The 8,392-nt window shown below is 33.4% G+C and carries 4 protein-coding genes; all 4 read left to right on the forward strand.

Features of this window, described 5'->3' with window-relative positions; translation table 11 throughout:
• A partial coding sequence (locus BMY96_RS15675; RefSeq protein WP_139205280.1) for a T9SS type B sorting domain-containing protein occupies positions 1-1,342 on the forward strand: 1,342 nt, incomplete at its 5' end.
• 14 nt (positions 1,343-1,356) lie between these two features.
• Complete coding sequence (locus tag BMY96_RS15680) at positions 1,357-2,310, forward strand: PorP/SprF family type IX secretion system membrane protein (RefSeq protein WP_092853923.1); 954 nt, start codon at positions 1,357-1,359, stop codon at positions 2,308-2,310.
• 11 nt (positions 2,311-2,321) lie between these two features.
• Positions 2,322-4,235, forward strand: a complete 1,914-nt coding sequence (locus BMY96_RS15685) for an OmpA family protein (RefSeq protein ID WP_092853925.1) — start codon at positions 2,322-2,324, stop codon at positions 4,233-4,235.
• Positions 4,236-4,894: 659 nt separating this feature from the next.
• Positions 4,895-8,392, forward strand: a 3,498-nt coding sequence (locus BMY96_RS15690) for an HYR-like domain-containing protein (protein ID WP_489884286.1), incomplete at its 3' end; no start/stop codon positions are given.

An 8,392-nucleotide genomic window follows, 5' to 3' on the forward strand; every position in this document is an offset into this window, starting at 1 on the left:
CGATGGTTCTGGTAATACTGCTACTTGTGAGCAAACGGTTACTGTTATTGATAATACAGACCCTACATTTGTTGAATGTGCTGCCCCTATTTCTGTTAATATGAATACCAGCGGTTGTGATACCTCTATTAATGATATTGATTTAGGTGCCCCTACAGTAAATGATAACTGTTCTGAAACCACTATTACTAACGATGCGCCTGAGACATTCCCGCTTGGTGATACTATTGTAACTTGGACCGTAACCGATGGTTCTGGTAATACTGCTACTTGTGAGCAAACGGTTACTGTTATTGATAATACAGACCCTACATTTGTTGAGTCTTTACCTGAAAATGGGACCTTTGAATGTGATAGCATTCCTGCTCCTGCTATTCTAACAGGAAACGATAACTGTGGCAGCGTAGAAGTAAACTTTACTGAAACAAGAATAGACGGAAATTGTGATGGTAATTATACTTTAGAACGCAGATGGGTGGCAACAGATCAAAATGGTTTAACTGCAGAACACTTACAAATTATAACAATTGAAGATACTACAGCACCAAAACCAACAACAGAGATAGCCACTACCATTTCTATTAATTGCGATAGTATTCCGGAAGTACCTGAAGTCGAATTTGTAGACAATTGTTCATCCGTTGCCGATGTTCAATATAATGAAATAAGTACAATAGACGATAACACAACTTCTAACTATCAAATCATAAGAACATGGGTCGTTTCAGATACTTGTAACAACGAACAAAAATATACGCAAACAATTAATGTTTCCCTAGTAGATTTCGTTACAGTAATTGAAGATAGAGCTTGTTCGGATGATGGAACAATAGATTTAAATAGTTATTTAAACAGTTCAGATTTGGGTGGAGAATGGACTGTTATTGAAGGAAATACTAATTTAAACTCCAATATATTTGACCCTGAAAATGTAGATTTAGGAAATTATAAATTCAACTATACATATATAGATAGCGGGTGTTTCAACTCTATAGAACTTAGTATAGAAATCCATGATGAATGTATAGTACTTCCATGTAGCGATAGAAACCAAGTAAGAATTTCAAAAGTAATAACCCCTAATGGAGATGAATTCAACGAATTCTTTTCAGTTAGCACAATTGATGGATGTGATTTTGTTATAGAAGTTCAAATATTTAATCGTTGGGGAGCCAAAATTTATGAAAATTCAGACTACCAAAATAATTGGAATGGATTTACCCATAACTCATCTGTTGGTAAAGCCGAAAAAGTTCCTAACGGTACGTATTTCTATATAGTAAATTTAAAAAATAGTGGGTTAGAGCCTTTTGCTAAAGCATTTTATGTAGGGACTAAATAAATCTAAAACAAACCATGAAGTCATTAAACTTAAATATATTTATTTTTATACTAGCCAATTGCTGGATTGGGTTTTCTCAACAACTACCACAATTTACGCAGTATATGTATAACACTATTTCTATTAATCCTGCATACGCCGGAAGTAGAGAAACATTAAGCGTTGTTGGTTTGCATAGAAGCCAATGGGTTGGATTAGATGGAGGACCAACTACTCAAACGCTTTCAGTTCATTCTCCATTGAGAAATGACAGAATTGGTGCCGGTATATCTTTTATTAATGACCAACTTGGTTATGAAAATTTCACATACCTATATGGAGACTTCTCTTATACACTACCTATAGGTGAAAAACATAAACTAGCATTTGGAATTAAAGGAGGGTTTACACAATATAGTTTAGATGAAGAGCTTCTGAATGATTCTAGTGATCCAAGACTAAATAACGCAGTGAATGATCCGTTTTTTGATGACGTATCAAACAGGTGGAGCCCCAATATAGGTTTAGGATTATATTTTCACTCCAACAAGTGGTATTTAGGCTTCTCTGCCCCGCGAATTCTAAATACGGATTACAATAAGGGAAGACAAGGCGCCCTAGACTACATAGCATTAGAGCGAATTAGTTACTATTTTACTGGAGGCTATGTATTTAATTTAAGCGAATCTACAAAGTTTAAACCGGCCATGTTATTTAAAGCTACAAATGGGGCACCGCTTTCATTTGATTTTACAGCTAACTTTTTATTTAATGAAACCTTTTGGTTTGGTGCAGCATACCGCGCAAACGAGTCTGCCGCAGCTCTAGGAGCTATTGCTGATTTTCAAGTATCTAAACAAATTCGATTAGGCTATGCTTACGAATACCCTATTTCAGACATTAGACCTTATACTAGTGGTACACACGAGATATTATTCATGTACGAATTATTTAAAAGTAAACGTATTAAATCCCCAAGGTACTTCTAAAACATATCACTATGAAAACCAATTATTTAATAATCTATTTGTTAATCTTTACAAGTACCATTTTTGCTCAAACAAAACTTGCCGATAAGTTTTACAGTAACTATGGCTTTGTAAAAGCAGCCGAACTTTATAATAAAGCAATAGAAAACGGTGACGATACCCAACACAATCTAACACGTTTAGGAGACTGCTACTACAACAACTCTAGCTCAAAAGAAGCTATTTATTGGTATGAAAAAGCAGCAAAACAGTACGACTTAGACGCCGAACATATATTTAGATATATACAGTCTTTAAAAAGTTTAGGTAAATATGCCGAAGCAAATAAGTGGATGAAAAGATTTATTGAAATTCAGAATGATGATAGTCGTTTAAAAAATTATGAAATTGGAAATCTCCTAAAATATGACGAACTAAATAAAATAGAAGATTCTTTATCTATAAAAATTAAAAACTTAAGTATAAATTCAGAAAACTCCGATTTTGGAACATTTATTTATAAAAATGAATTTTATTTTGCTTCCGCTAGAAATATTGCAGAATCAAAAAAATATGGATGGAATAAAGAGCCTTTTTTAGACATCTATCAAGTTTCCGTAAAAGAAAAAGAATATGATTTGGAATTTTCTAAACCCATTTTAATAGATTCTGAAAACATAAATTCCGACTATCATGAATCTAATGTAACCATTACTAACGACGGAAAAACTATATACTTTACTAGAGATAATGTTACCAAAAAAAACAAATTAAACTTTGATAAAAAGGGAACTACCCACTTAAAAATATACAAAGCTTCATTAACAGGAAAGCGATGGGGAAATATTGTAGAACTTAGTATTAATGATGATATATATTCCACTGGACATCCTGCTCTAAGTCCAGATAATAAAAAATTATATTTTGTTTCAGATAGAGAAGGAGGATTTGGAGCTACAGATATTTACGAGGTCGATATTTTACCTAATAATGAATTTAGTGAACCTAAAAATTTAGGACCAAAAATTAATACAGAAGGAAGAGAAATGTTTCCTTTTATTAGTAAAGACAGTACTTTATATTTTTCCTCTGATGGTAGATTAAACTTAGGCCTTTTAGATATTTTTAAATCTAACATTATTAAAGATAGTATTGCAGAACCGCAAAACATTGGGGCGCCTTATAATAGTGGTTTTGATGACTTCGCATATTTTATCGATACTGATAGCCCAAATAAACGCAGCTATTTCTCTTCTAACAGACCTGGGGGTAAAGGTAATGACGATATTTACACCGTTTATACTAAAACCTGTTCGCAACTTGTAAAGGGCATTGCAAGAAATAGAAACGATAATAAGCCACTAGCTAACGTTACTATAAAACTTATTGACGAAACAGGAAAGACTATTGATGAACTAATTACAACTCAAAATGGCGAATACCAATTTCCATTAAAATGTCAAAAGAAATACACAATAACAGCTAAACTCATTGCTTTCTCGGGAGATCAGGTTACAATAAACACAAATGATGAAGACCGTAATATTATTGAGCAAGATTTATATTTACAATCTCTAATACAAGGGAATCAAATTGTTATTAATCCCATCTATTTTGATTTTAATAAATGGGATATTAGAACAGATGCGCAATATGAACTAGAGAATATTGTAGATGTTTTAAGAGTAAATCCTAATATGATAATTAAAATTGAAGCACATACAGATAGTCGTGGACGAGATGCATACAACATGAAATTATCAGATAAGAGAGCAAAAGCCACAAGAGATTATATCTTTTCTAGAGGTATTTCAACTTATAGAATAGAAAGTGCTATTGGTTTTGGGGAAAGTCAACTACTAAACAAATGTTCTAACGGCGTTAAATGTACGGAAGAAGAACACCAAACAAATCGCCGATCTTATTTTTACATTGTAAAAAAATAAATAAACCTTTATTTATTAACGATATATATAAAAAAAACACGTCCTATAACGGACCAACTTTAAAAGCATAATGTCTTTTAATCGAATTTATTAGTGATTTGCCATGAATATTTGACTAACTAAGACCATATCCCTTTTTTTGTTATACCTACTATTATAAAAAGTTAATTATATGGCCTTAAATCTACTCTTAACAAATATATTTTTTATTGAAAGAAATATAACTCCTTCCCTACTAGAAGATATACCTCAAAATATATTTCTATTAAACCTAAATATAATCAAAAGTAAAATTTGGTTCTATTAAATTTAAGTGTTTCTAAAACTTAAAATCATGAAAACTAAAACAGCCTTTATAATTTATGTGTATGTTTTATTAAACGGTTTTAACAAAAAAACAAATAACTTAAATCTAAAAAATTTACGAAAATGTTAAATTTTCATCTACTGTTAAGAAAGTACTCTAATTTATTTTAAAGTAAAAAATGCAACTTTTCAAAAAACATAATATTTAAAGGCTTATGATAACGTCTACCCTATATAATAAACGCCATCAATTAATTTTCGCCTTCATATTTCTATTTAGTTTCTGCTCCTATGGGCAATTAAAGACTAATTTCTCACCTCGATATGAAGGAGCTATTAACGGTGATTTTGCAATGATTGCAAACAATTCCGTTTCTGATCACCCTACGAGGTCCTATAACGGACCATTAAATAATAACAGCTATTTTAGGCTAGAATATGTCGATATTGATAATGACGATGATACTTTTAGCTCTAGTAGTGCCACCTTTATTTCACCAATTGAAGACTTTAAATGTTTAACTATTAAAAAAGCCTTTTTATATTGGAGTGCTGTAGATCATGAACCAGGTGGTACGCCAGAAGCAACGGAGAATCGACCAGATTGGGATTTTAATGACGTAAAACTAATGCTACCTGGAGAGACAAATTATAGAGATTTAACCGCCGATCAAATTATATACCGTGGTCGAGACGATAATGGAGATGGCATTCCAGACGACCACTTTAGTTTTGACCCTTACACTTGTGTTAAAGATATTACAGATTTAATTCAAGAAGAATTAATTAACAAAAATATTTCTCCTTTTGATACTTACCAAGTTGCAAATATTGAAGCTACTATAGACCGTTTTAACGAACACGGTTTAACAAATACAGCTAATGGCGCTGGTGGTTGGCAAATTGTTTTTGTCTATGAAAGCCCTACTTTACCTTTAAAAAACGTAACTATTTTTGATGGCTATGGGCATATTGTATCTAGAAATCCATCTATTGATATCGAAATAGATGGATTTTTAACAGTACCAGAACCTCAAGATGTAAATGTAAATATACTTTTTGGGGCTATAGAAGGAGATAGAACTTTTATAGGTGATAACATGCAAATTCTTCCTCCTGGAACAGCAGGAAATGCTAATGATTTTGAAAATTTAACAACTAGTACCATTTTACCATTAAGAAATGTTGATAATTTTTTTAACAGTCGAATAACTATTAATAATGATAATTTTATAGATAGAAACCCAGCAAGTACAAATACCTTAGGATTTGATGCTGGTATTTTTAAATTAAATAATACAGGTAATTCTTTAATAGGAAATGATCAAACTTCAACAACCATAAGATTAACCACAAATAATGAGTCATATGGTTTGTATCTATTAGGTCTATCTGTTGAAGTTTTTGAACCAAAATTAGGTCCTATTGAAGTTACTACCGATGTAGCTAGTACAGCTCAAAATCCAGGAGCAACTATTACAGGAAATTTTGTGGTAGAAAACAAAGGTAACGACGATGCTAGAGAGGTTAAAATATTTACTACGCTACCTCCTCAACTTACTGTAGGTTTCCCCGTATCGAATTTACCTGATGGAGTTAGTGCTGTTTATGACTCTACAAGAAGATACTTAGAATTTACAGTTGAAGATTCTTATGTTACATCTAAATCACTTCCTCTAAATGTGGATTTTGATTTAATTATTAAAGATGAATGCTATTTTTTAACAGAAGACTGCGACACAGAATTTGGTTTACAATTTAGTACTACTTACAGAGGTGTTTTAAACCCAGATCCCCAAACAACAACCAGTTCATCGGAGGTCGAATGTGGCGTTGGTAATAACGAGAGAACCATTGTTAACGTTATTAAACCAACTGCAGATTGGCAAACCCCAGAAGATTCTTTAAATAGAACGATTGAATGTAATGATGCAAATGCACTATCTGCTGTTCAAGCTTTGGCTCCAGAAGTTGATACGGCTTGTAATTTTACTATAAATGAAGTAAAAGGTTCTTTTGTAGCAGATAATAATTGTCCAGATACTGGTACATATACAAATACATGGTCCTTTACAGATGAATGTAGTAACACGACAAAAGAATTTACTCAAATCATTACAATTGAAAGCTCATCACCTATAATGATTCCAGATGATGGGGCAGAAACTGTTAATTGTTTAGCCAATGCTACTGAAACGTTCACAATTCCAGAAATAACAGATCCTTGTGGAAATCTATTACCCCCTTCAGCTCCTGTTGTTACAGAGGATCTAAATCCTTTGGAATGTGCAGGTACCAAAACCTATACGTATACCTTTATAGATTGCTCCAATAATTCTTACCAGTGGTCTTATGTGTATACAATAAACGTCCCAACTTTCACAATTCCTGATGCCGATGGAGAGCTAACTGTTGAGTGTATTGATGATGCCGACGGTACTGCCGTTATTTTACCTACTGTTGAAGATGGTTGTGGTAACGAATTAACGGCCTCGGCTCCTGTTATTACAGATTCTCCTAATCCTATTACTTGTGAAGGCACTAGAACTTATACATATACATTTACCGATTGTGCGGGTAATTCTGATGAGTGGGCATTTGTTTATACCATTGAGTTAAACGCCTCCTTTATTTTGCCAGCTAACGGTTTTGAAACGGTTGATAATTTAGATGATGCTGTAGAGCCTACTCCTCCAACAGTAAACGATAATTGCAATAATCCAATTACACCGTCTGAACCTGTAAAATCTGAAACTCCAGATTGTCAAGGCTCAGTTGTTTATACTTATACTTATACCGATTGTGCAAACAACACAGCCAATTGGACGTACACTTACACTATAGAATTAGCACCTTTTACAGTGCCTGAAAGCGAAACTTCAACGGTAGAATGTATTTCAGAAGCTATCCCTCCAACACCTCCAACGGTTAACGATGCTAATGGCGATGAAATTATTCCTGTAATGACTACTAGTACTGCTCCTGAATGTGAAGGTGATTTAATTTACACCTTTACATACACAGATTGTGCTGGAAACACCGGTATTTGGGAACATACCTATACTATCGATGTAACAACGCTGCCTGTAGTTCCTGAAAATGAATCTACAACTGTAGAATGTCTTACTGATGCAACTCAACCTGAAACTCCAGAAGTATTGGATGCTTGTGGAAATACTATCGTACCTGTAATTACTGAAAGTGCAGATCCTGAATGTGAAGGGCAAAAAATATACACTTTCACCTATACAGATTGTGCAGGAAACGAAGCCGTATATACATTCACTTATAATATAGATACAACTATAGTTTCTGTTGTATCTCGAAGTGTAACAACTACTGTAGAATGTCTTGCAAATGTAACACCACCAACAGCACCAGAAGTAACAGATGCCTGTGGAAACGATATAACACCTGTAATTACTGAAAGTGTAGATCCTGAATGTGAAGGTGAAAAAATATACACTTTTACTTACACAGATTGTTCAGGAAACGAAACCGTTTACACATACACCTATATTATAAATGTTACAACTGCGCCTAGCGTTCCAGAAAATGTTGTTACAGATGTACAATGTATTGCTGATGCTACCCTACCTGAAGCTCCACAATTAACTAATGCTTGTGGTGATGATATTACTCCTGTAGTTACTGAAAATGCAGACCCTGAGTGCGAAGGTCAAAAAATATACACCTTTACGTATACGGATTGTGCAGGAAACGAAGCCGTATATACATACACTTACAACATTGAACTTACAGCCTTTATCTTACCTGCTAATGGTTTTGAAACGGTTGATAATTTAGATGATGCTGTAGAGCCTACTCCTCCAACAGTAAACGATAATTGC

Source organism: Algibacter pectinivorans (assembly GCF_900112595.1).
In the GTDB taxonomy this organism is placed as follows: Bacteria; Bacteroidota; Bacteroidia; order Flavobacteriales; family Flavobacteriaceae; genus Algibacter_B; species Algibacter_B pectinivorans.